Source organism: Psychrobacter sp. T6-1, from assembly GCF_052258445.1.
The window spans coordinates 1-25023 of the sequence record NZ_JBQQFC010000004.1 but is presented as its reverse complement, the minus strand read 5'-3'; the positions used below and the strand labels follow the sequence as shown (position 1 = coordinate 25023).

The 25023-nt window shown below is 44.6% G+C and carries 16 protein-coding genes; 5 read left to right on the top strand and 11 right to left on the bottom strand.

The features are described from left to right. Positions 1–11 precede the first annotated feature (11 nt). From ACTXGO_RS00710 to ACTXGO_RS00690, 5 genes are all read right to left on the bottom strand, one after another. On the bottom strand, positions 12–1205 hold the full coding sequence (locus ACTXGO_RS00710; protein ID WP_443541806.1) for an ABC transporter permease: 1194 nt from the start codon (positions 1203–1205) through the stop codon (positions 12–14). Then, a complete protein-coding gene (locus ACTXGO_RS00705) occupies positions 1205–2503 on the bottom strand; it encodes an ABC transporter permease (protein WP_443541805.1) in 1299 nt (432 codons plus the stop codon). The genes ACTXGO_RS00710 and ACTXGO_RS00705 overlap by 1 nt, the downstream gene beginning before the upstream one ends. A gap of 3 nt (positions 2504–2506) precedes the next feature. Continuing rightward, on the bottom strand, positions 2507–3643 hold the full coding sequence (locus ACTXGO_RS00700; RefSeq protein ID WP_443541803.1) for an HlyD family secretion protein: 1137 nt from the start codon (positions 3641–3643) through the stop codon (positions 2507–2509). A gap of 115 nt (positions 3644–3758) precedes the next feature. Then, positions 3759–4625, bottom strand: a complete 867-nt coding sequence (locus ACTXGO_RS00695; RefSeq protein WP_435949138.1) for a YihY/virulence factor BrkB family protein — start codon at positions 4623–4625, stop codon at positions 3759–3761. A gap of 102 nt (positions 4626–4727) precedes the next feature. Further along, positions 4728–6410: a TolC family protein gene (locus ACTXGO_RS00690; RefSeq protein ID WP_443573124.1), complete on the bottom strand. Its 1683-nt coding sequence runs from the start codon at positions 6408–6410 to the stop codon at positions 4728–4730. A gap of 168 nt (positions 6411–6578) precedes the next feature. On the opposite strand from ACTXGO_RS00690, the gene glpK reads away from it, so the two are divergent. From glpK to ACTXGO_RS00665, 5 genes are all read left to right on the top strand, one after another. After that, positions 6579–8150 (top strand): glycerol kinase GlpK, encoded by a 1572-nt coding sequence (glpK, locus tag ACTXGO_RS00685; protein WP_435949135.1) that lies wholly within the window; start codon positions 6579–6581, stop codon positions 8148–8150. A 328-nt stretch (positions 8151–8478) separates the two neighbouring features. Continuing rightward, positions 8479–8994, top strand: coding sequence for a hypothetical protein (locus tag ACTXGO_RS00680; RefSeq protein WP_443573131.1), 516 nt, complete (start codon positions 8479–8481; stop codon positions 8992–8994). Between the two features lie 184 nt (positions 8995–9178). After that, the gene (locus ACTXGO_RS00675; RefSeq protein ID WP_443541797.1) at positions 9179–10537 is read left to right on the top strand and encodes a hypothetical protein; all 1359 of its coding nucleotides are present in this window, start codon (positions 9179–9181) and stop codon (positions 10535–10537) included. Positions 10538–10596: 59 nt separating this feature from the next. Continuing rightward, complete coding sequence (locus ACTXGO_RS00670; RefSeq protein WP_443541795.1) at positions 10597–11625, top strand: endonuclease/exonuclease/phosphatase family protein; 1029 nt, start codon at positions 10597–10599, stop codon at positions 11623–11625. Positions 11626–11863: 238 nt separating this feature from the next. Continuing rightward, a complete protein-coding gene (locus tag ACTXGO_RS00665) occupies positions 11864–12559 on the top strand; it encodes a TetR/AcrR family transcriptional regulator (protein WP_317199029.1) in 696 nt (231 codons plus the stop codon). 136 nt (positions 12560–12695) lie between these two features. On the opposite strand, the gene ACTXGO_RS00660 is transcribed toward ACTXGO_RS00665, so the two are convergent. The 6 genes from ACTXGO_RS00660 to ACTXGO_RS00635 form a co-directional block, all read right to left on the bottom strand. Continuing rightward, complete coding sequence (locus ACTXGO_RS00660) at positions 12696–13643, bottom strand: hypothetical protein (RefSeq protein ID WP_443541794.1); 948 nt, start codon at positions 13641–13643, stop codon at positions 12696–12698. 107 nt (positions 13644–13750) lie between these two features. Then, positions 13751–19054: a hypothetical protein gene (locus tag ACTXGO_RS00655; RefSeq protein WP_443573123.1), complete on the bottom strand. Its 5304-nt coding sequence runs from the start codon at positions 19052–19054 to the stop codon at positions 13751–13753. 111 nt (positions 19055–19165) lie between these two features. Further along, on the bottom strand, positions 19166–21190 hold the full coding sequence (locus ACTXGO_RS00650; RefSeq protein ID WP_443541790.1) for a hypothetical protein: 2025 nt from the start codon (positions 21188–21190) through the stop codon (positions 19166–19168). Between the two features lie 45 nt (positions 21191–21235). Continuing rightward, positions 21236–21700, bottom strand: a complete 465-nt coding sequence (locus ACTXGO_RS00645; protein WP_443573122.1) for a hypothetical protein — start codon at positions 21698–21700, stop codon at positions 21236–21238. Positions 21701–22183: 483 nt separating this feature from the next. Continuing rightward, complete coding sequence (locus ACTXGO_RS00640) at positions 22184–24232, bottom strand: hypothetical protein (protein WP_443573121.1); 2049 nt, start codon at positions 24230–24232, stop codon at positions 22184–22186. A gap of 70 nt (positions 24233–24302) precedes the next feature. Further along, positions 24303–24767, bottom strand: coding sequence for a hypothetical protein (locus ACTXGO_RS00635; RefSeq protein WP_317199023.1), 465 nt, complete (start codon positions 24765–24767; stop codon positions 24303–24305). Positions 24768–25023: the final 256 nt, after the last annotated feature.

Sequence of the window (25023 nt, the reverse complement as noted above, 5' to 3'; positions counted from 1 at the left end):
TTAAAGTAGGGTTAGGATACTTTAGGTTCGGTACGCTTACGCAAAAGCAGCAATAGGACAAAGTACAATAGCCACAAACCCGCCAGCGCATAAAAGCCTGTAGCGACTTGAGAGAAGCTTGCGCCCATCTGATTAAGCTGTACTGAGGTGTTAATCGCAGGCGTCGTCGGTACCAGCCAGCGCAGCACTTGTAGCACCTCAGGCAATTGACTGGCAGGCCAAGGATAACCACTGACAAAAAACAGCGGTAGCGAGCTGAAAATAAGAATTTGCATGCTTCGCTCGCGCTGACGCAGCCAAAGTCCAAACACGCAGCCGAGGGTCGCCACCGTCGGGCAGAACAGCGTCAAGAACAACAAGCTACCAAGCATGTTTTGTCCACGCGGATAATTATTAAGCTCAAACGTCCAGCCATAATAAAAACAGCCCACAACGAAGCTTAGCGTAGCAAAGGCTGCGATACGCCCAAGCCAACCGCGAATAGAGGTGGCGTGCCTGCGCTGCTCATACCAAGTTCCGATGAGCATGGCGACAGCAATCAGTAAGGTCTGCTGCAAAATAATAATAGATACCGCAGGTACGACATAAGCGCCATAGCCTTCGGTTTGATTATATAAAGGGACGATCTGTAGCGGCACGGCCTGCGTGTTTTGGGCAGCAGTAGACGCATAAGCCCCTTGAGCGACGTTTTTTTTGACCTCAATGCCTGCCGACACCGTACTGACTGCCTGCAAAAACCCCATCTGTACGTTTTTGTTTAATAAGAAATAGCCGCCATTACCCAATACGCTGACACTCGCCGCTTTTCCTGAGAGTACTTGCTGCTCAAGCCCGCTTGGGATAATCATAAAGCCTGCGATGTCATCCAACCATATGGCAGCTTTGGCGTCTTGCTCAGTAGCGAACGACCGAGTTTCAAGTTGCGGACTGGCGCTAGCGTAACGCGCAATCGTGCGCGATAGAGTGCTATTGTCATAATCGACGATGCCTACGGGGACATTGTTGACCACTTCAGTGGAGTATGGCCAGGGATAAAAGAAGCCGTAAATGATAGGGGCGATAATCAGCATGAGCAGCACGCCTTTATCTGTGAACACATCCTTTATCGTTTGCAAATAGCTGTCCCAAAAAGTTTTGGGTGCCAAGCTTTGATGAGTCGATGGCTTATCAGAACTGATAGGATTAGGCGTTGAGGACGTAGACATTAGCGTGCTCCCCAGCGCTCAGGATGAGCCAACGCGCGTTTGGTGAGTAAGGTGCTCAGCAGCATTGTCAGACAGCTTGCCAATAGCAAACCGTATACGATAGGCAAGGAGATAGCGACAGGGGCTGCCATCTGTAATTGAGCGATATGGAGCTTAAGATAGTGGGTTAAGGGTAGCGCGTCGGCCCAATATTTAGCGTTATCACTAATAGCAATATAGGGATAAGTGACCCCAGCAAAAGCATAAGAAGGCACGGAGATAAAGCCGGTAGAGGACAGTCCCATGCGCAAAGAGAACGACCCTAGAGTAAAGATGGCTCCTAGCCAAAAAGACAATATCATCAGCAGACTAAAGGCGGCATAGGTAGTCAGCATAGCATCAAGAGCAATGTTATCTTGCGGTGTTGCCAGCCATAGCGTTAACGCAGCCCATAAACTATAAGCCAGTACTGGCCAAAAATACTTACCCAGTAATCCAAATAAAAGTACTGACAAGCTTGCTTTTTTAGTCATATGGTCAAAGGCTACTGACTCACTATGTATAACCTCTTTGCTCGCCAAGCGCTGCTCGCTATCAGTTAAACGCCTCAAGTCAGAAGTACCAGTATGAATATAGCGATACCATTGTCCAAGCGTTCTATCCCGTAGTTCACGACCAATAGTCGTCGCGCCAATGACCATCGCCAAAATATGTAGTAGCGCCGGTATCACCGTTGAGCCCAAAAACTGCTGATAGTTATTAACTGCATTAAACAAGCTGGTGCGCTGAATGGATATGGGCGAGTAGGCGATAGCCGCTTGAGTGGGCGACATGCCTTGCTTGATGAGGCGCTGTATCTCAACGCCTGCTGATAGTGTGCCAACAACGCCCTGCACACTGGTCTGGATGATGCCTGAATGTGTGCCGTATTGTGCATTGACTTGCAGAATAATAGGGGCAGGCTGGCTTGAGTTAATACGGTTTGAGAAGTTCTCGGGGATAATAACCAAGGCATAAATATCACGTTGCAAAATAGCCGCCTTGGCATCAGCTTGTGTATGATAAAGCTGTTTGACCCTCAAACTAGGGCTGGCGTCTAAATAACGCACTACTGTATTGGCAACAGGCCCGCGATCTTCGTCCATAACGCCAATAGGCAAGTTAGTGATCTGCGTCTGCGAAAATATCCACCACACCAACAAGATAGTCGCCAGTGGTATCCACAGCACCATGGCTAGATCCCAAGGATTTTTAAACAAAAACTGGCGCTCATAAGTCGCACTACGCACAAAAACTTTGCCAAGCTCAGTTGAAAACATAGCCTACTCTTGGAGAAGTGACGAGTCGATAGTGACAATAACGCTCATACCAGCGCGTATACGCGTATCAGGACTGACAGGACGCGCTTTAATCTCAAAGGTGCGCACATCAAAGCCATCGTCATTATTGGTCGGGCGCCAAGTGGCAAAGTCAGATAAGCTAGAGCTGGCATAGACTATAAATTGCATATCGAAAGGGTTATTGGCTGACGATAGCGCAGGAATAGTCCCAGTAAACTGCTGACCGATAGCAAATTGATTGAGATAGGTTTCAGTGACGTTGAGGACGACCCACTGATCATCAGTATTAACCAAGGTCAGTATAGGTACGCCTTGACCGATGACCTCACCTGTATTGACGATGACTGAATCCACGACCCCTGATATCGGACTTTTTAAATTGGCTTCCTCGCGGGCGACCAAAGCCTCTTCTAATTGCGCGTCCACTTGTGCTACTTGCGCCGCCGCCGCTGATTTGTCTTCACTGCGTGCACCTTCCATAGCCAGCTCGTATTGCAGGCGCGCCGCTTCGGTCTGATCTTGGGTAGCTAAGTACTGCGCGTACGCTTCATCACGTTTTTGCCGTGCCATTAGTCCCTCTTCATAGAGGCGATTGACACGCTGATAGGTGTTTTGCGCCAAATCTGATGCCGCTTTATTCGCTTGCCAAGCCGCTTTTGCTTGCGCGATTTCCTGCGGGCGTGCGCCATTCTGTGCTTTATCCAACTGACTTTGCGCGGCCTGCTTGCCTGCGCGTGCTTGGTTGATCTTGGCGTTGATCTCAGGGGAGTCCATCTCTATGAGCTGCTGTCCTGCCTGGACCATATCGCCCTCACTCACTAATATCTTGGCGATGCGTCCAGGGACTTTAGCTGCGATAGAGGTCTGACGCATTTGCATCTGTCCTTGCAACGTAATAGTCTCAGGCGCACTGTTTTGACTACTTTTAAATAGCCCATAAGCGATCAGACCCAGCACACCAAGGATGACGAGGGCAAGTATGGCTTTTTTGATTATCGAAGAGTCCTTATCCTTGTCTGTTGTACGCTGATAGTTTGTAGAGGGATGCTCAAGATCATTTGTAGTGTGACTATCATCCGCTAAGTCTGCTTTGTTTAAATCATTATGAGAGTCAGTCATGACTGCAAAATCCTGTAGCAATAAAGTAAAAGGCTGGTGTTAAAAGTTTTAAAATAATTTTTATTTAAATGTCACGATCGAAAGTGACATGATCATAAGCTAAATAAGTAGTCGCTTATTGATAAACATGGATCGCAACAGGTTTTGAGTTTTCTATGGATTCAAAATTATAAATCGCCCCAAAGGCTACGATAAAGGCGGAATAATACAGCCATAGCATAATGACGACCGCTGCTGATAGTGCGCCAAATTCAGCACTATAGTTATTAAAGTTTTGCACATAAATGGAGAACAGTACCGACAGTACAATCCAAAGTATGGTGGCAAGCGCCGCGCCTGGCATCAGCTTTTTTAATGCGACAGCATCACGATTTGGCCCAAAACGATACAAAGTCAAAAAGCTTAGAAATATAATACCTGCAAGTATAGGCCATCTGCTCCATAGCGCTATCGTCTCAACGAACTGCGAAAAAGGAAAATAGGCGGCTACCAAGGGCACAAGGGCAATAGAGGAGATAGCAACAATAACTACCATGACAGCGGCTAAGGTTAAGCTTAATGATCGAATCGTGCTCTGTATAAATCCGCGCTCCTCATTAATATGAAAGGCCAAATTGATAAGCAAAATCAGATATTTGATACCTTTAGAGCCTGCATATAGAGCAAGCACACTTGAGAGCAGTAGACTAAAGGTCAAGCGCGAGTTGGTATTGGAGGTCAACTCAGTCAGGCGACTGTTTATGACATCGTAGACAGAACCCGGTACATATGCTTGAAGCAGTGCAATCTGCTCTTGCATTTGAGTAGGCGAGAACAGCAAGCCATAAATCAGTACAAATACCGCCATCACAGGAAATATAGATAAAAAACCAAAGAACCCTACGCTGGCGCAATGTGCCCAAACCGTAGAGGTGTTCGCTATACGCCACGTTTGTATTATAGGCTGCGCCGCGTTCGTTATTTTGCTCGTCAAATTTGTCATAGAGGAGTCATTCGCATTAGGGTGAGTAGTAGAGTAGTGCTTAGTAGTTGCTGTTTAATACTGCCTTTAAATAGCTATAAAGTAAGTAATTTTTATATTAAATTATTCGGTATACAAAGTGGGTAGCCTAATATCAGCGGCATTGAGATACGCGTTGAACGCTAGAGGTGTACCCGTGCTCTGCATCAAGGCGGCAAGCGCCTGCACATAATCGTTAGCGGTTTGCGCCTGCTCGGTACGTGCTTTGAGCGCTTGCGTCTGCGCTTGCACAACCTCTATCGTCGTATTGACGCCTTCATCTAGTCCTAAGCGCCGCAGACGCAATACTTCTGTCGCCAAGTCAACATTGCTCTGAAGGGCTTGATATCGCGCTTGTGCATTATTGACATCGTTCCAGTTCTTCTCGACCAATAGCAGTAGGTTATCACTAACTTCAATCTCTGAGAGATCCGCTTGGCGTATCTTGGCGCTGCTTGAAGCAAGTGATGCCGCTTTATCCAGCCCGCCCCATAGCTTCCAGCTTGCTGACACCCCTGCAATCCAGCTCGGATCTCGCCCGACTTGACTATAGCCATAAAGCATAACCGTAGGCTTGTAGCCTGTGTCAGATAGCGCATGCAGCTGCTCAGCTTGCGCGCGCTTGGCGGCGACTTTTTGGAGTCCAGGATGCTGAGCGAGTGCTAAGTCTTGAAAATAGGACACATCAGGCAGCGGACGACTCGATACAAACAAAGGCGTGGTCGGCTTGATACGATATTCTGTACGTAGCAGACGCTGCAAAGCGATCATGGCTAGGCGCGCGTCATTATTAGCTTTGATAGATTCGCTTTTGGCATCTGCAAGCGCTGACTGTGCCTCTAAACGATCAACGCGTGAAATAAAGCCTTCTTCAAACAAGCGCTTGGCCATATAGTCAGTCTGCTGCAAAGTATCATAAGCATCCTCACGCAGATATGCAGCAATGATAGCCAGCTGCGCCTTAAAATAGCGCTCAATCAAGGTATTATACCGCTCGTTTTTATCCAGTACACTATCTGCTATCGCTTCTTGCGTGCGGGCGTTTGATGCGCCAGTCAGACTATCGGTGCGCCCAGCAGTATAAATGGGCCAAGCAAAGCCAAGACCTGCGCCCGAGGTAGACCCTGAGCGCTCAAAGTCATAAGACTCTGGAATACGCTCGCCGAGCATCTCACCAAAATTAGGCAATATAGGCGAGGGCACAATAGTAGGCGTCATACCATTAATATCAGCGCCGACAGTGTTGACGCCATTGACAATCTCATTGCGTAGAGAGGATAAATCCACATCTTCTTGTACTTTATAAGTACTCGCTGAGAGTTGCGCAAATACAAAGGGTCTGTCTATGGTGGACAGCGCCTGGGTTTGATATTCGCTTGAGGCAATCGCCGCCTGATTAGCAGCCAGCTTGGGCGAGACTTGCAATAAGATATCTTGTGCTTGCGCTAAACTCAAAAAACTAGAGACTTCCAGCGGGTAGCTGTTAGCAATTGTCTTACTAGTAATAGGGTCGATCAAGGTATTTAGCTTAGAAGCTGCGTTTTGAGTTAACGGTGAGGGCGCTTCTATACGTGTCTGAGTATTGCTATAGCGCGCCTCGCCCGTATCGATAATTTGTGTCGTGTCATCAGGTAGCGCTGTATAGTTAAGGGTAGGATCAGCATCAATACCTGTACCAGAACTGATATCTGCAAACGCGGGTGTTGAGAGTGCTATCAGTGAGGCTATAGTAATACAGTGAGATAAAGACAAAGGGGTAAGTTTCATAAACGATAAAGACCTTGCAACAAACCAATACATTTAGATTTTGAGCTATACAGCCCTAGATGCTTATGGGTATATTATAGACAGTAGTGACGTAAGTATCAGCATTATCGCAAATATAGTCTTACAAACTACTAAAAATCGAATTTATAATAGGTGCAGGGGTAATCAATGGCAGGATATATATTAGCGTTAGATCAAGGCACCACGTCGAGTCGAGCCATACTATATGATGACCGTGCACATCCTATTGAGATGGCGCAGCAGCCCACCACCTTACAAACCCCAAAGGCCGGTTATGTCGAGCAAGACGCCCGCCAAATCTGGCAGACACAGATTAGCTGTGCTCATGACGTCATCAATCAAGCAGGACTACTTGCAACGGATGTCAGCTGTATTGCTATCACCAATCAGCGTGAGTCGATTGTCATTTGGGACAAGCAGACAGGGCTGCCACTTGCGCCAGCCATTATTTGGCAAGATAGACGTACTGCGCCGTTTTGTGAACAGCTAGCTGCTGATAGCTCAGCCAATAACATAAGCCAGCAGGTACGAGATATCACAGGGTTGCGACTCGACCCTTATTTTAGTGCCAGCAAAATCTCTTGGCTACTTGAGAATCATCCGAATATAAAAGCGCGCGCAAGTAGTGGACAAATCGCGGTCGGGACGATAGATAGCTGGCTGATATATCAGCTGACAGGCGGCGAGCATGTCATCGATATCACCAATGCCTCACGCACGCTTCTTTTTGATATTCACAAACTTGAATGGTCGCAAACGCTGTGCGCGCGTTTTGATATACCTATGGAGGTATTGCCCAAAGTTGTCGCCTCAGATGGCGATTTTGGTAAAACCAAAAAGGGGTTATTTGCTAAGCAGATTCCTATTCAGGCGGTACTAGGCGATCAGCATGCAGCACTGTTTGGACAAGGTTGTCTGGACGCGGGCATGGCCAAGAACACTTATGGCACCGGTTGCTTTATGCTGATGAACATCGGTCAAACACCAAAACTCAGCGCGCATAAGTTATTAACGACCATTGCATGGCAACGAAAATCAATGCCTACTCGTATCGATAACTTATCACTTAATCAAATCGTGCAGTCAGGCAAGCGCATTTTGCAGCCACCAAAGCGTGAGGTAACCTACGCGCTAGAGGGTAGCGTGTTTATGGCAGGCGCTATTGTACAGTGGCTACGAGATAATCTAGGCATGATCAAACAAAGCTGTGATGTCGAGGATTTAGCGCGGCAAGTGGACAGTAGCGATGATGTGGTTTTGCTGCCTGCGTTTACTGGTCTTGGCGCGCCTTACTGGCGCTCTGATGTCAGCGCAAGCATCACGGGTATGAGCCGTGGCACGACCAAAGCCCATATCGCACGCGCAGCATTAGAGGCAGTGGCTTATCAAACCTATGATGTACTTATTGCTATGCAAAAGGACAGCCCGCATCCATTAACAGAGCTGCGCGTTGATGGCGGCGCTGCCAATAATAATCTACTAATGCAGTTTCAGGCAGATCTACTGGGCGTACCTGTATTGCGCCCAAAAGATACCGAAATTACGGCTAAGGGCGCCGCGCTATTAGCAGGTCTAAAAACGGGACTTTATGATGAGTCTACTATGAGTGCGTCGTGGGAGGTTGAGCGTATATTTGAGCCAAGTATGTCTAATGAGATCAGAGAAAAGCATTTACACAAATGGCAAACGGCTATCGATAGGGCACTGCTGAGCCTATGATGCTGTTATGAGTACTTATAGCATGATACATGTTGTAACGTAAGAGCATCGTTATTCTGACGCTGTTTACATAGTTAGCCTATCGCATATTGTGCTTTAGTTCATATACTAATGGCGAGCTTGCAAATTTATAGTTCAAAAAATAAATTTCTATATAAACAATAACTAATAATTTAAGGATGATTTTATGAGTAACAATGATGCCCGTATTATAGGTGATACTGAAATTGTAGCTGCTGATGGTCGTGAACTAACCGATGCTGAACGTATTAGAGCTGAGAATGAGTTGCGTACGCCTGACGCTGGCGTGACCGAAAAGAAGGTCATTATGAATGATCCAGATAATATTGATCGCAGTGAAATCAAGCATATGTCAAAAGAGTCTAAAAAAGACTTGAATGCTGATATGATCACAGGAGAGCCGGGTTCGCATCCAATCGGTACTGGTATTGGTGGCGTAGGCGGTGCAGCAGCAGGCGCCGCAATTGGTTCTATGGCAGGTCCACTAGGTACGCTTATTGGCGGCGCTATTGGTGCTATCGCTGGTGGCGGTGCAGGTCATGCTTCAGCTGAGGCGATTAACCCTACTCACGAAGAAGCCTACTGGCGCGCTGAATTTGCCAATACTGACTATCATGCGCAGGGTCACGATTTTGATCGCGATGCCCATCCAGCTTATGCTGTAGGGTATGCTAATCGTCATCGTTATTCAGCAGATGCTCGTTTTGAAGATCATGAAAGTGAGCTTGAGCAATCATGGAACGAAGTCAAAGGCGAGTCACGTATGCAGTGGAATGAAGCGCGCGTAGCCTCACGTGATGCATGGAACCGCGTTAGCAAATAAGTATTCATATTAATATAAATGAATATTTACCAGACTTTATTAGGGCTTTCAAACCATGTTTTGAAAGCCCTTTTTAATGCTGTTGAGAAAAAAATAAAAGTATCGTATTGACGTTCAACAATAACAATAAGTGTCAAAAAGTTGTGCTAATCTTAGTCTGACAATAATAATGAACATAGAGCAAATGACTGATACCTTAGCAAATCAAAATCTCAAAACTGCATCTGATGCTGCACGTTTTTATCAAGGTAAATCAAGCCAAGGCTTAGCGCCTGGGCTATGGACTTTGGTATTGTCACAAGTCACCACTTGGATATTTGCGCGCTCGTTGATGAATGCAGCCATACTTGGGTTCTTTTATGGTATCGCAGGTGCTCTAGCTTATGCTATGTACTATTTTAGCTTTATCACTGGCGCTCATATTGTCGACAGCCTACGCTTCAAGCATGGCTTTGATAATATGCAAACCTTTATGCAGGCAAAGTTTGGCAGAGTGGGCGAGCATTTCTTTAATGCGGTTATTAGCTTTCGATTAGTCAGTGAAGTCTTTAGCAACTTGTTAGTATTTGGCTTTATCACTACCTTGTTTGTCGGCTTTAATGAGACTTATATTATCTTATTTATCGCGGTGGCCACTTTGATCTACTCGTCTATTGGCGGGTTGCATACTGCGCTTAAGACAGATGTTGTGCAGGCACTGTTGACGATTGGGGCGATAGCGGTACTGTCAGTAGCTATGTTCACCCATCCGCTGTTTTCATTGAGCGAGATTATCAACTCATCAAATAGTACTGATAATAAGGGCTGGATACTTCTTATAGTCGCTTTTATTCAAGTCTGGAGCTATCCGGCTCACGACCCTGTGATGACCGATCGCGGATTTTTGGCAGATCGCTCAACCACCAAAAAGTCGTTTTACTATGCGGCTCCCATCTCCATCATCTGTATTGTACTGTTTGGCCTGCTTGGCGTATTTGCGCAGTTAAATAATGCTGGTGGGGCGACAGAGGTCACTCAAACGCTCAGCACGCTATTTTCACCTTTGGTTATGATGTTATTTAGCTTTGCGCTCATAATCTCAGCGATATCGACGCTCGACTCTACTTATGCCAGCGCCGCTAAGCTGGTAGCTGTCGATATGAAACTCATCAAACCTACAGTCAATAATGGCAGGCTGGTGATGCTTGGATTTTTATTGGTGGGTTTGGCATTTATTGCGACAGGTAGCAAAGACTTATTTGATGCAGTCGCGGTGAGTGGTACAGCCTCACTATTTTTGGCACCAGTAGTATTTTTTAGCATTTGGTCAAGCTGGGAGGTCAAACCTTGGGCGATTGTTATCAGCTTTGTCTCGGCGCTTAGCGCTGGCATTATTTATATGCTTGAGAACGGTGGATACCTCGCTGTGATGACGCCTATATTTGGCGTAGAGCACAAGTACGACAAGCTATTAATACTCTGTGTTGTGGCCTCCGTTGTTGGTGCGATAGCTTTTGTGATAGCAAGAGTAAAACCTACCGCGAATCGCGCTCACATTGGCTAAAGCTATGACACTGACACTGACATTAAAGCTATTACACTGACAATCATATAAAGGGTCTTATGACTGATTCCAATCGTAGTAACACTCGCCGCTCTTTTTACATAGCTACTGCTAATCTTTTAAACTTTGCCAATGCAGAGCGCATCTACTATGAAAACGCGCCAGCTTATAATAAACAAGATTATGCACACAAACTAAAGGGTTTATCAGATCTATTGGCAAAAGCACACGCTGATATCATCGCCGTGCAAGAAGTATGGGATAGCGATGCGCTTGAGGACTTAGCAATGTCACTAGGGTTCAAGCCTGAACATGCCGTCATACCACTAGCCAGTAATGATACGGCTAGTGTGCATACTCGCGGACTCGGTGCTCAAGATACGCCAGCAGTTGGTATTATTACGCGTTTTGAGCAGTTAGAGAGCAGTTTACTTGAACAAATTGCACCAAAAGCGGTCATCGATATTCCTGATGTAGGGCCTTATGAGCGCTTCAACCGTCCACCACTATTATTACGAGTCGATGCCTTTGGGCAGCCAATCACTATAGTTACAGCGCATCTAAAGAGCAAACGTGCTTTTTTCTTACGTGATGACGATGGCAATCTATTAGAAGATATGGATGATCCAAACATACGCATCCGTGCCAAGCTACGTAGCCTATGTATGCGAGCGGCGGAAGCGGCCTCTATCCGTTTGTCTATTATCGAGCGTCTTCATCATACCCGTGAGCCGCTCATACTACTAGGTGATATGAATGATGTGACTGGTAGCGTGACTACTCAGTTGATGACCGAGACAGGGGAGGTAAATTATGATAAAAGTATGCGTGACGTATCATTATTTGATGCCGCCCGTGTGCAAGCTCGCTACGGATGGATGAAAGACGTTGCCTACACGCATATTTACCAAGGTATGCCTGAGGTTATCGATCAATTGTTCGTGTCTGAAGAGTTTTTACCTGAGAGTAAATTTGCGCTTGGGTATGTTGAGAGAGTCGATTATTTTAATGATCATCTCAAATGGGATTATGCCGATAGACCCACTGATCATGGTATAATCAGAGCCAAAATAAAGCTTAACGATTGACCCTTTTGGGGTTAATCGATACATTATTATTTGACCCATTCCTGTCTTTTGCTTGATAATGTACAAGTACTTATGAATGCCTACTTATTAAACATACAGTCAAGTTTAATGCTACTTGCACTATAAACATAGTGGCACGAAAATTGCTGATATAAAGTGTTAAATTAATATCAGATTTAGCATCATTTAATAATGACGGTAGACAAAAACAAAAAGGCATAACGCTAAGAGGTTTGTAATGAGTGAGAGTAAAGACGACAAGATAGAAGACGTACTTGTAGATTCGGAACTGGCAAAGATGCTAGTGCCGAACAAATTTAAATTTACTAGTCAGCAAGGACGCGTACGTCGCCAAAAATTATTGGCGGGTGCCAAAAAGCTAAGTGAAACCCAAGCGATTAATGACATTACTCTAGCTGCTGTATGTGAAGAAGCGGGTATCCCAAGAGCGTCCGCTTATCACTTTTTTCCTAATATCGAAGCGATATTTTTAGCGCTGCGTTTTTTGAATGCTATTGAGTTATTAGAGATATTGCAGACCGTTGAGACAGGTGGCTATGACAGATGGCAGGGCTATTTGACCGCGCTTATTGATCGCTGCGTGCAGATTTTTCATGAAGATCAGACCAAAGCTAAGCTGATATACGATACCAACACCCCTGATTTTGAAGGCGATAGCTTCGGTGAAGACATCGATCATCAAATCGTTAATTTGGTATACAAGCGCTTATCTGAGCGTTATGAGATGCCAAGCTTTGACGATATTCAAGACACTATGTTGATAGCTTATAGCATCATTAATGCAATCTTTACTTTGTCGTATCGTCGTCATCAAGCGATTACAGATGAGTATATACAAGAAGCAAATACAGCATTTATCGCTTACCTGCGCTGTTATCTGCCAGAGAAACTACCAGCAAAAAAGGGTTCATAAATTGGGCTCGCCTATGGGTTTGAGTCAATATTAAACTCATAGGTAGTCTGTACTATATATTGGTAATCTATATATCCACGCAAAGAAGCCAACATTGATATGTTGGCTTCTTTGTATTAGGCGACAATCTATTTAGTTACTGGTCAGCGAGGGTATACGTCGCCGTTGGTTTAGGCATAGGAATAATAGCACTGCTTTGAACCTGACTGTCTACAGGCATGACTTGACCGTTACAGATATCATTTCTAGCATCTAGTGGTTCATACTGCTGGTAATAGTCGTTAATGTGTTTAATCAGGGCGGCGCTATCTATATCAGTATTGGCATTAATATAAGCTTCTCGAGCTTGTTCCAACCAGCGATCAGCCATCCTAAAATGAGGGCTTGATTCGCGCCAACCGCGAGCACAGTGATCTGCTGCCGCCCAAATAAGAGACACCTCACTAAAGGCCAGCTCACGCGGTGCACTATCGATACCGCCTGAATCTTTGAGCGCACTCAATGTTGCCCAAAGGTCAGGGCGCATCATATCAGAGGTTTGAGGAATGTCGCTGACAAGTGCAATGCTTTGCTCTTTATTATTCTTTAGCGCATAAAAAATAGTACTGCCCCTCTCATACGCATAGTCAGCGATAGCGGCGCGGCTATTCATACTATATTTGTTATTGGCATAAATAAGCCAAGCTTGCGCCTTGTACGCTAGGTACTGTTGACGCGCAGTGACATTTGACTGCTCATAGGGCTGCAACTGCGCAATCATACAAGCGATATCGCGCTGCTGTGAGGTCTGATACTTAGACGTTTGTAATTCATTATCATCACAGGCGCTAATTTGATTGGTAACCATGCTACTGACGACAGGGCTTTCTACTATAGGATTAGTCACTGGTTGGACATCAGTTTGGACAATAATGGGCTGTACTGCGATAGGTTGAGAGACTGAGGTAATACGAGTAGTACTAGCAAAGTCTAAATCTGCAGAGGCAGAAGAGGTGATAAGTGCTAGCAGTGTCGCTGATAGAGCAGCTGGGAGATGGCGCTGATAAGTTAGTATTTTAGTTTTGAGGTCTGAGGCAGTCATCATAATACAAACCTTTTATTAAGGGGGTAGGCGTTAAGCGCTTTAGAGGGATCAGGTACACATCAAACGTTACTAGAAACCGTTATTTAAAACCAAGATAACTCTACTTATTATAAAGTAGAGTTATCATGTAGACGCTTATTCTTACTTGGGTCATCACGCTTAAACAGCTCTTCATCAAACTTAAAGCGCAGTCTAAAGTAAGCGCCTTGCTGCGTACTATCATCATAGGCGATATCGTCATCTTCAAAGCCCATGAAGTTGTAACCCAGTGACAACCATAGATTGGTCATAGGACTATAGCCGACCTCAGCACCTAGCATATACGCTAGATCATCCGCTTGATCATTCCAGTAAGTACCCGCTTGCAAGCCGACATCCCAGCGCTCGCTAAGATCATAAAGTCCACGGCCGTAGATGGCGTGAGCAGTGTTATCACTTGAGATGCCATCGGCTTCGTATTCAGTATACTTACCCGCGTAACGACCAGACAAAGTCAGTGGACGCGTCGGATGATAGTTGCCGTTCCATGACCAAATAGTGGTGTCTTTACGATAAGTGTCATCGCCAGTATTGTTGTCATCCAAACGATACTCAAGCTTAGCTAGCATATCAAGCTGATTGCTATTTAAATCACGATAAGCTGCGCCCAACTGAAAACGGTTAACCGTACGGTCGCCATCATCGTAATCAATGCGCGAGTAAGTATCTTTTGCAAGCAAAGTGATATCGTCAGTATAGCGATAAGCAATACCTGCACTACCTAGCAACGTATCACTAGACTCGCCCCAGCGCTTCTCCAAACGCCCTGAGGCCTTGTAGTCCTCTTGTGCTAAATACTCAACACCAATACCGGCTGCGGTTGCGGTATTGTTCTCTTCGCCTTCTAAAGACTCAACACGCTCAAACAGTGTATTAAGGGTCAAGCCTTCTTGCACGTACCATTTGTTTTTGAGACCAATAGCCGCTTCTGCTTCCCGAGCACTGATAGCATCGCGCATACGGTATTCGCTATAGACCTTACCATCTTTCATGTAGTTGGCATCAAACCCAATGACGGTACGTTGACGCTCGTCGGTATCATCGAGACCATAGCTGCCTGACAAGCTATTGATTAAGTCATGACGCGCGTACAGACGACCTAGATTGCCTAGCGGCGTCTCGCCACCAACGGAGGTAGCGTTACGTGAGCTATTCTCAATATCTTGCTCATATTCAGCAAATACTAAGCTGTTATTGAGCTTAGGCAGGCGTGCGGTAATACGAGCGCGAGCTGTCGTACCTTCGATATCTTTATCAGCAGTACTGACGCCATTGAGTGCAGATTGATTGATAATATCATCATCAAATAAAGTATCGTCTGTAGGATCGATGGTATCTGTAGCTGCTTGAGTATTACGTGAAGCTGCAGTTGCGTCTTGCTTGTAATAGCGTACACCAAGCTCACCGACGACATTTTTGCTTAGGCGCTGCTCAATACTGGCCTGAATGCCTTCGCGGCTCGCCTCAGTAGTATGATCTTCTGTGCGTACGCCCTCAAGCTTAAGCGCGGTCTTCTTATCATTGATAAGATGAGTAATCTCGATACCAGACTCAGTACGTCCCGCCGTTAATGGAGACGCGCCAGTAACGAAGCCTTCGTCAGCGTCATTGTAATAAGCTTTTGCACGGGTATTTTTCTTATCATCATAGTCAAGCTCGATACGTAGTGCATCACCGTCAGCGTCTTGCACGTCTAGTTCATCAGCGTTGATCTGATTGCTAGGCTGATAATTTGGATTTTCAGCTTTGTTCATCGCATATTCAGCGACTAGCTTTAACTTATCGTTAAACTTGATGACACTGTTAACACTAGCGAGCTCTTCTTTGTTAAGGGGGTCATCACTATTGACGTAACTACCACCGATAGAGACCTTATCATTTATCTGCTGCTTGGCTGCAATACCACCGACGAAATAGTCTTCGCCGCCTTCGTCTACTTCTACAGTGACGCGGATGTAGATTGGATTGCCGTCCAAGTCTTGACTGGCAATCGGCGTTTTTAAAAATAAGCTACGACTAATAGGGTCAATCTCATAATCAGCAAAGCGAGTAAGCGTCTCACGGCGTACGATTAGACCAGGGTTATTGGCATTACGAGTAATAACTTCAACAGTCTCAGAGTTCTCAAGTACCGCATCGAAGTTCTCAGCAAGCGGGTAGGGGCCTGATATGCCAAGGCCACGCGTCTCATTCACACGCTGCGATGAGCTAGTTTCGGCAAGAAAAGTAGTTACGCGAGTATTAGCATCTTCGTACTGCGCTTTTAGGCCGGTAAGCGTACGATTATACTGACCAAGTTTGATACCATCATCATTGTCGATCTGAGTCTTTAGGTCACCATAAAAGGCAAATGAGCGACCTTTATCTAAGCGTACATAGAGCTTACTCGTTGACTGCGCATCAAAACCTTTAGCTGATGAGTCGCCATAGACAGGGTAGTACTCGCCAGGTTCGATATCACGGAACAAGCGCTCACCTTTTTTGTCACTATCATAAGCAAGCGTCAATAGATAATCACCGCGCACTTTACCTTTGAGAAACATTGCTGCACGGCCCGTCGCTGAGTAATCATCATTGCCCGAAAACTCATGAAGCTCTTCTTCAAACGCGCCTTGAGCATCAGTGATACTACTACCATCAAAGTCTTTTAGTGAAATGGCGCCTTCAACGATACCTACAGCAATCAGTGGACGCAGCTTTGGAATAAACTGCAGATCGATAACTTGCTTGCTACTGCCCGTATCGATGATAAGCTCACCTTTACCCGCGACGCTTGGCGCAATAACAGGGATCAGTATCTCACCGCCATTGACGGTAACCTGCGTGCCCGCTTTATCTTTACTACCGTCAGGTAAATTGATACGACCGATATTGGTATCGATAGTGATCGGCGTTGACGCCACATAAGGACGGTTGTCACGATCCTTTAAGCTGACAACAATCTGGTACTCGCTGATACCGTCAGCTTCAACCAAAGCCTCTTGAGTACGGTATTTAATCGCCTGCAAACTGTCAGGAGTCGTCACGTCAATAGACTGCTCAGAGATAACCTTGCCATTAACATCAGTGGCTACGCCGCGCAAAGTGTTACGACCACGCTTTAGATCAACGGCGTAGTAGTCAAACGCGGTGACGTTTTGCTTTTCTTGCTCAGCCGTTTTACCGATTTGCTCAGCTGATACCACTTTATCATTAGCATATAGAGTAAAGTTTGAGCCTAGCGGCGCTTGTACCTGTACCATCTGTTTATAGGAAGCAAGCTGTTGACCACTGCTCAAATTAATAAAAGCAACGTCGTTGTTAGCAACTTCTTTTAGGTACTCTTCGAGCACTTTTTCTTTGGGTTGAACGACTTTTGTGACGTCCATATTAACGCGCTCAGCACCAGGCTTGACAAGCTCTGTTACTATCGCTGAATCGCATTTGATACTTTGGTCTAAGACATCATTAGACTTACAACCACTAGCATCGACATTATCGGTATAATCGCGATCATAGATAGGTTCTAGATCAAGCTTGCTCTTGACCGCTTGTTCTAAAGTGTTATTTTTGGCACTGATACTTTTGCTACGAGCGACAAGCTCAGTATTTAAGCGCTCGGTACTATCGCCTATACCGCCAACGATAGCGAAATCAGCACGGTGCAACTCGCCATACTTAAGGTCAACAAAACGGCTACCACCATCTCCAACGTTACGATTACTTTGGGTAATCAGCTCACTGGCAGCAGGTATTGTCGTGCGGTCAACTTTGAGCACGTGCGTCTTGGCACTAACGCCATAAAAGTTATATTTACCTTCAGGATCGGTGACGATGAAGTTACCGTTTTCCATATAGATACGTACGCCAGCCACGCCAAGCTCGCCATCTTCTTTTTGCTGAATACCATCGCGGTTGATGTCGTGATAGACCTTACCGATGATGATACCGTCGGTGTTCATAAGGCCACGGCTAACGTCGATTTCCCACTGCGATTCCATCGAAGCAAAGGTATTGCCGCGATCATCACGAGCGACTGCGGTGGCACGGTTAATACCGTCGCCGCCTAATGATGAGGCACCAATAAGCACGCGATAAGTGACATTTTTGGTCTCGCCAGCAGCTAGCGTACCTAAACTTAGAACTTGATATTTGCCATCTGTCTTAAATTCAGTCGTTTGTGCTTGATTGATATCAATATCGGTATCAGCATCGCCCGCGCCTTGACTGATACGTGCACTACCTTTGACATAATCAAAACCGCGCGGCAACGCGTCTTTTAGCTCGACATCGAATGCTGTGGCTGCGCCATTATTGGTAATGTTAATACTGTAGTTGACATAATCACCCAGATCAGCTGATTTGACATCGCCTTCTTTTACCACTTGTAGTCTGGCTGACTGATCCATGACAGTGATGTTGCTGCTAATATTACTATCGATATTAACGCGATCACCCTCTGGCGTGATACAAGCATCAAGCGTTACCGCTAGAGTATCGCCTTGTAGCGTCTGAATGATCTCATCATCGATGGCATTGGCATTGTTTTGGGTAGGCGCCGCGACTTGATATTTACCTGTGTTGTCGCCGGTTTCTGTTGCTTTTAGAGAGTACTTGTCGCCTGTAAGCTCTGAGGTAATTGTCACCCATACTTGATCTTTGGCATTAGGCTGCACGTTACACTGCGCATAGTTGGCTTCAACGTAGACATTTGAGCCTACTTGAGTGTTGTTCTGAGTCGTGTCAAAATTTTCGTCTGTAAAACCAATACTCGGCTTAACGATGATCAGTCTATCAGTCGCAGCGGCCGTTACCGACTTGTCTTCGACCACCACGGCGCCAACCTTGATCTCAGCAGTATCGCCACTAGTAGCGTTACGATCGGTTAGCGCTTGTACAATAAGCTGAATGCTCTCGGCTTGACCCAAGGCAATTTGAGCGCTTAATCCGTCTAGGACAAGCTGCTCATCAGCACCATCTATAATACCGTTATTATTGATGTCTTGATAAACGACAAAGTTAGACAAAGTATTCGGGTAGTCAAAGCTGACGACGACTTCTTCATCAAAGGTACCGTTATTCGATAGGACGTTGATCCACTGAACCGTATCGCCAGCGTTGACAGTCTGTAGTGCAGGTTGAGTGATGCTGACGTCATACTGAGGCAGGGTTAAAGATTTAAAGCTGACCTGATTTGAGGTGCCTGTTTGCGTACTGTTGCCAACTTTATAATTAGTCTGTGCAATATTATTAATCGTGGTCACGCCCTTGCCATCTTCGGCATGAGCGATATTTGCTTGCATAAGTAGCATCGACGCTGCCAACGTCGTCAGGGCAGTTAATGCGCCTGCACGGTAGCGAGGGTTACGAGACGAAAATACAGCTTGACGCATATTCGGTAATCCTACTTATGAAAGAAAATATAATGGATATATAAAGATAAAGGGTAAAAGTGGAGTTTTCTTAACCAGATTAAGAAAACTCCTTTGATCATGATTCAATAATTATGGAGCTGGGTTAGTACCTGTTTGTGAAATAGTAGCAGAGAAGTAGATATTACCAACTTCTTGACCCGTTAGAGTAGCGAAGGTGCCACCAACATTCTGACCTGAGATATCAGCTGTCGCCGGAGCTGAGTTGTTTGACGTATCAGAAACGTAGTCACCTGCGTAAGTCAGTGTACTGGCTAAAACATCTGACAACGTAACTGTGTTAACTTCAGTGTTGGTAAAGGTGTTTGTTGCCTCTAGACGATAGAACGCACACTGATCAGCAGTTGCAACGACATTAGCAGTGGTCCAGTTGCTTATCGATTGTGGATCAGTACCACAAGCTGCCGCTGCTTGGAATTTGAATAAATCAATACCTTGCATAGTTGTCTTTGAACTTTGAGAGATATCATCAGTAGGAGCAGGCGTACCTTCTACTTCACCTTGTGGCAAGACTGTAATAGTGATCGTTTCATTTTTACCGATATCACTGTCTTGACCATTATTACTACCTGAACCATTGGTATCGACTAAGACGCCAATATTAACGGACTCTCCAGGGGCTAGGCCATCTGTATCTGCGTCATTAAGATCGTACTCACCATTACCATTAGGAGTTAATACAGTCTCACCGTTATCTAGTATACCGTTACCATTAGTATCTACAAAAACAGTAGTGATGTCGATAGCATTTCTAGGATCATCACTATCAGTCACTTCAACAGTAAACAACACTTCATCAGGAGCGTCTGCTTCTGTAACATCAGTACCATCATTGCTGATAGTATAGGTGTAACCATTGCCCGTACTCTGTAATGGAACTTCCTTATCAGGAGCGTCAGTGATGTTTAAATCGCGAGTTTGATTGCTCGGAGTAACGGTCGCGTCATCATTGTTGTCTTCACCGCGGTTATTAGGATCATTCGGATCCTCAAAAGTGTTATCAACATTATCGTCAGTACTATCTGTGATATCAGGGATGTTATCACCGTCTAGATCGTCTGTAACAACAGCATAGTTAGTAAAATCACTAGCATCAGTAGCGCCATCAGATTTTTTAGCACGGAAAGTAATCGTAACGGTCTGACCCTGAGCGACATTTACACCACTAGCTGTAATTGTTCTGCCATCTGACGAAATAACTGGTGCAGTAGTATTACCAGCGCCAGAAGTCGTAGGCGCTCTGTAGTTCGGCTCACCAGTTTGGATAGCTACTAAGCCATTAGGAAGCGCATCTGTAATAGTGATATCAGTACCATCAGCAGTACCTTCGTTCTCAACAGTAATTGTGTAGTCAACATAAGCATTATCATTGTTCAAATCGATAATGTTGTTATTAAGGTTTGAGTTTGCAGACTTTGTAATAGCATAGATAGGGGCAGTAGTAATAGCATTGTCTATGTTAGTAGCTGTAGCAGGCTCACCTTTACCTGTTAGATACTGGCTGGTCGCTGTGACGGTCAATATGCCATTGCTATCAATAACACGATTATCATCAGATATCGCTGTTATAGTGATATCAGCCGATTCACCAGGTGCAAGCTCAATAGAATCGCCTCTATTAATAGTAACAACGCCACCAACAGGATCACCATCAGCACCAATCTTTTGGTAAGTGATAACAGTATCGTCTAAGTCATAATCAAAATTATCATTTGCTTGATTGACTAGATCAATAGTATAAGTATCGGTAACGTTACCTTCGTTCTTTAAGGTATGAGTAAAGTCGACCGTTGCACTAAGTGGTGCTTCGATATCGATATCTGCGTTATCGTCAGCGTTTTGATTGCCATCGGTCAAAGTTGCAACTAAGCTAAAAGCACCAGTTTCAGTAACATTAATAGTCACTTCATTTGATTCAGCAGTTTGAGGGTTGTTGACATCGCCTGCGACATTATAGGTAGCAGTTGCAACGTTTTTGACTTCAAACGCATCTTCTTGATTATAGGTTACGGTATCAGCACTGGCAGTGCCAGCGATACCCATAGCAGCAGTAATGCCGACGGTGAGCACTGAGTATTTAAAAGCGTTAGGTTTCATACGGTAAATCTCCTAAAGGGTGTAAATAAATAGTCCAAAAACGAACTATTCAACGATGGTGTTCAGTGCCACAGTGGCAGACTTCTTGGCGGGTAGTAATTTAATATTCCAGCGCAGGGTACGGTACTCAGAATATGGAATCTTGACCATCTTGCCATCAACTTTACGCATAAGCGGCATATCGGCGTAGTTCTTGCCATCGATACTCGCTTGTGCGCTAGCGGGCGTTGCCTCACCATTAAATGCCATGTTGGCAGGAATAGGCAGGATAACGGCCAAATCGTTAATGTCTTTATTGATAGTATTGGTATAGTTGGCTTTGTACTGAATGACAGTACCAGCGGGCGCCGTACTTACAGGGGCATAAGTCACTTTGCCATCAGCGTCCTTGACAACCTTATTAGCTGTTAATTCCATTTTTAAAGCATCTTCAGCGTAAGCTGTACCTAATAAAGTAGTAGATGCTAGTGTTGCTAGTAGAGCTGCGCGTAGTAGTTTAAAAGTTTTCATATCATAAGCCTTGTTCAATGTATTACTTGTATAAATTCTAATCATAATCATCGATGCAACATCTGTGCCACACTGAGTGATAAAGGTAAATAAGGACAAGTGAGATAAGAGACAACTTTCATGGTTGTATTATCACAAAATAGTAACAATCAGTCATTACAAAGAAGATAAGTGGTAGGTAGGAGTAGTTAAATGGTAATAGAAGTGGGTGTATCTCTATATCTGCGGTTAATTGTCATAAATAACAATCATTTATAAGCTAAAATCTATTAGTCGAGATGTTTTTAGAGCCACCAATTTGAAGCAGTCTAAGTTTGTAAATAGCTCAAAACCGAGCAATTTTATGAATATCAATAGTATGTGCATATGAATAGTAAAAAATCTTATTACATATTGAATACAGTATATTGCATGCATTATACACAAAAAAGTGCCCATAAGCACATTTAATGCTTATGGGCACTTTACTAACAAAAGGTAATATTAACGATTGGTTTTGATTTTTACCGAGAACTTCATTGTCGCCGTGCCTTGGGGTACTAAAGGATTAATAGTAGTACTAATAGCAGTATTAGCTGAATTCAATGCAGCTGGAGCCGTCACAGTCGTACCATTACCTGTAGTAGTCGTTGTTGCAAAAGAGTTGCCTCTATAATCAGCAGTCGCTGAAAAATTAGACGTTGCATCCGATACTACTAGATTCTGTATATCGAACCCTCGCGCCGTAGTAGAAGTATTGGTAGCAACGATCTGGTAAATGATACATTGACCAGGCGTTGCTGCCAACGGATCAGCAGAACTACTAAAGGCAGTATCGGCAGTACCCTTACAAGTAGCATCTAGCGCTTGACTCTTAACCAGAGTCAAACCTTTGATATCGGTTCTGTCGGTTACTGGAGCGACAGTAGGCGCGCCTGTACCGCTTGCAGTGAGTTTTACTACAGTATCTTCTGAAAAACCGATTTCAGCATTCTCTGATGAGACATTATAACTGATCGTAACCGTACCTGTAGGTGCGATACCGTTAGGCAGGGCAGTCTTGATATCATATACGCCGCTGCTATTAGGTGTGATACCGACAGCAGTTTGTGCTGGTGCAGAACCATTAGGACCATCTGGATCATAGGTAAGGGTCACAGAACCAGGTACAATATTTACCGCGTCTGGTGTACCGTTATCATTGTCAGTTATCGTAAACGTCAATCTACCTGCTACATCACCTTCAGTATTTTGACCCGTGTTAGTAATAATCGTTTGATGCGTGGCTTGACCTGCGGTACCTGAGGTCGGTGCGATTTCTTTAACAGTTGGATTAGTGAGCGTCAAATTACGTTTGATAGTACCTAATGGCTGAGTAGAGTCGTTACCGTCGTTACCAGTAGCATTAGTTCCGTTGGTAAAGTCGGTATCATCGACAGGGTAGAATCGAGTAACGTTCTCAACAGTGCTGTCTGTGCTATCGATCAAAGTGTTGTCAGTAGCTGGATTGTTATCTAAATCATCAGTGACTTTGACATGGTTCAAAGCGTTATTAGCTAAGGCAGTATTAGGGTCTTTTTTGACCGTAAAGTTGATCGTGATGCTACCATTGACTGGGATATTTACTCCTGTCAACTCAAAGCCTTTATTCGTCTGATTGAGCGTGCCTTTGGTTGCACTACCACTAGTTGTAATGCTATTTGTCGTCAATGCTTGTGCAATAAGCAGGCCAGCTGGCAAGTTATCGGTAATGGTGATATCAGTTGCACTAGCAGAGTATGCGGTCGTTGGATTCTTAATCACGATCTGATAAGTAGCCGTGTCATTCGCATTGTTTAGATCTAATGCGTTAGTTACCGTCTTAACGATACTAAAAGTAGGCAATTTAGTCACTGATTTATCATTGTTAGTCAGTGTTCTATTGGCAGCAGGCAGTAGTGCACTAGTAGCCGTGAGTCTAAGATTCTGTCTATTACCGCCTTTGTTATCTTTGGTTTTGGCATTGATAGTGAACTTGATGAACTGACCTGCCTCTAAGGTAAGGGTGTTTCCATTGACAGTAGCAACTGAAAGATTGGATTGCGTTGATACAGGAGTGTCGGTACCCGGTACTTGGCCTGCATTATATATAGAATAAGACACTGTAGAAGCTGTAAGATCATAATCAGCATCGTCATCTGTCAAATTCGCCAAGTTGACAGTATAAGTATCACTACGGTTACCTGTGTTAGTCAAGGTATGCTGAAACACTGCAAAACCGTTGGGAGCTACGTCTAGATTTTCATTGATGGTATCATTTGGAGTACCATCTTCATTGTTTGCAGTTAATGAAAAAGACAGACGCTCTGATACTCGAACGATAACTTCGTTAGATTTAACTTCTGGCTGCTTAACGCCAGCGACATCATAGTTGGCAGTTGCAATGTTTTTGATATCAACATTAGTAGTAGTAGTACCAGTGGTAGTGTTAGTTGCCATAGCACCAGTTGAGATACCTAGAGCAGCGGTGACGCCGACTGCGATCAGACTATGTTTAAAGGTGTTTGGTTTCATAGAAGACTCCGAGACAAAAAATGGTAAAGATTCAGTTAATTAAGTAATAAAAATTTGGTAAAAGACTTAGTTAGCTAACGGTCGTATTGAGAGCTACAGCAGCAGACTTGTTAGCAGGCAGTAATTTGATGTTCCAGCGTAGAGTGCGATATTCAGATAACGGAATCTTGACCATTTTGCCATCGACTTTGCGCATGAGCGGCATATCAGCATAGTTCTTGCCATCGACACTAGCTTGAGCGCTGGCAGGAGAGGCATCGCCAGTGAAAGTCATATTGGCAGGGATAGGCAAGGTCACCATCAGATTATTGATGTCTTTATTTACAGTGTTGGTGTAGTTGGCCTTGTACTGGATAGTGGTGCCAGCAGGTGCGGTGCTGACAGGGACGTAAGCGACTTTACCTTCAGCGTTTTTGATGACTTTACTAGCAGATAAATCCATCTTGAGTGCGTCATCAGCGTAAGCGGCGCCAAACAAAGCGGTAGAGGCGACTACTGCTAATACTGAATTACGTAAAAAGTTAAAATGCGACATATCAAAATCCTTTCTATAACGGTGATATTTGGATACTCGCAGCACAATGCTTTCGACATAAAGGATATGCTGAAAACGACAATAGACAACTGGTTTTGTATTAATTATTGAAGACAGTGCTTTGATAGTGCTGGGAATTTTTCATAACTGCATATTCACAGAATGATAATAATATGTCATTGAAAAGGTGATAAATGGCAGTTTGAAGTAGCTGAATGGTATACCGAATTTTTAGACTAAGTGATAAAACCTTTAC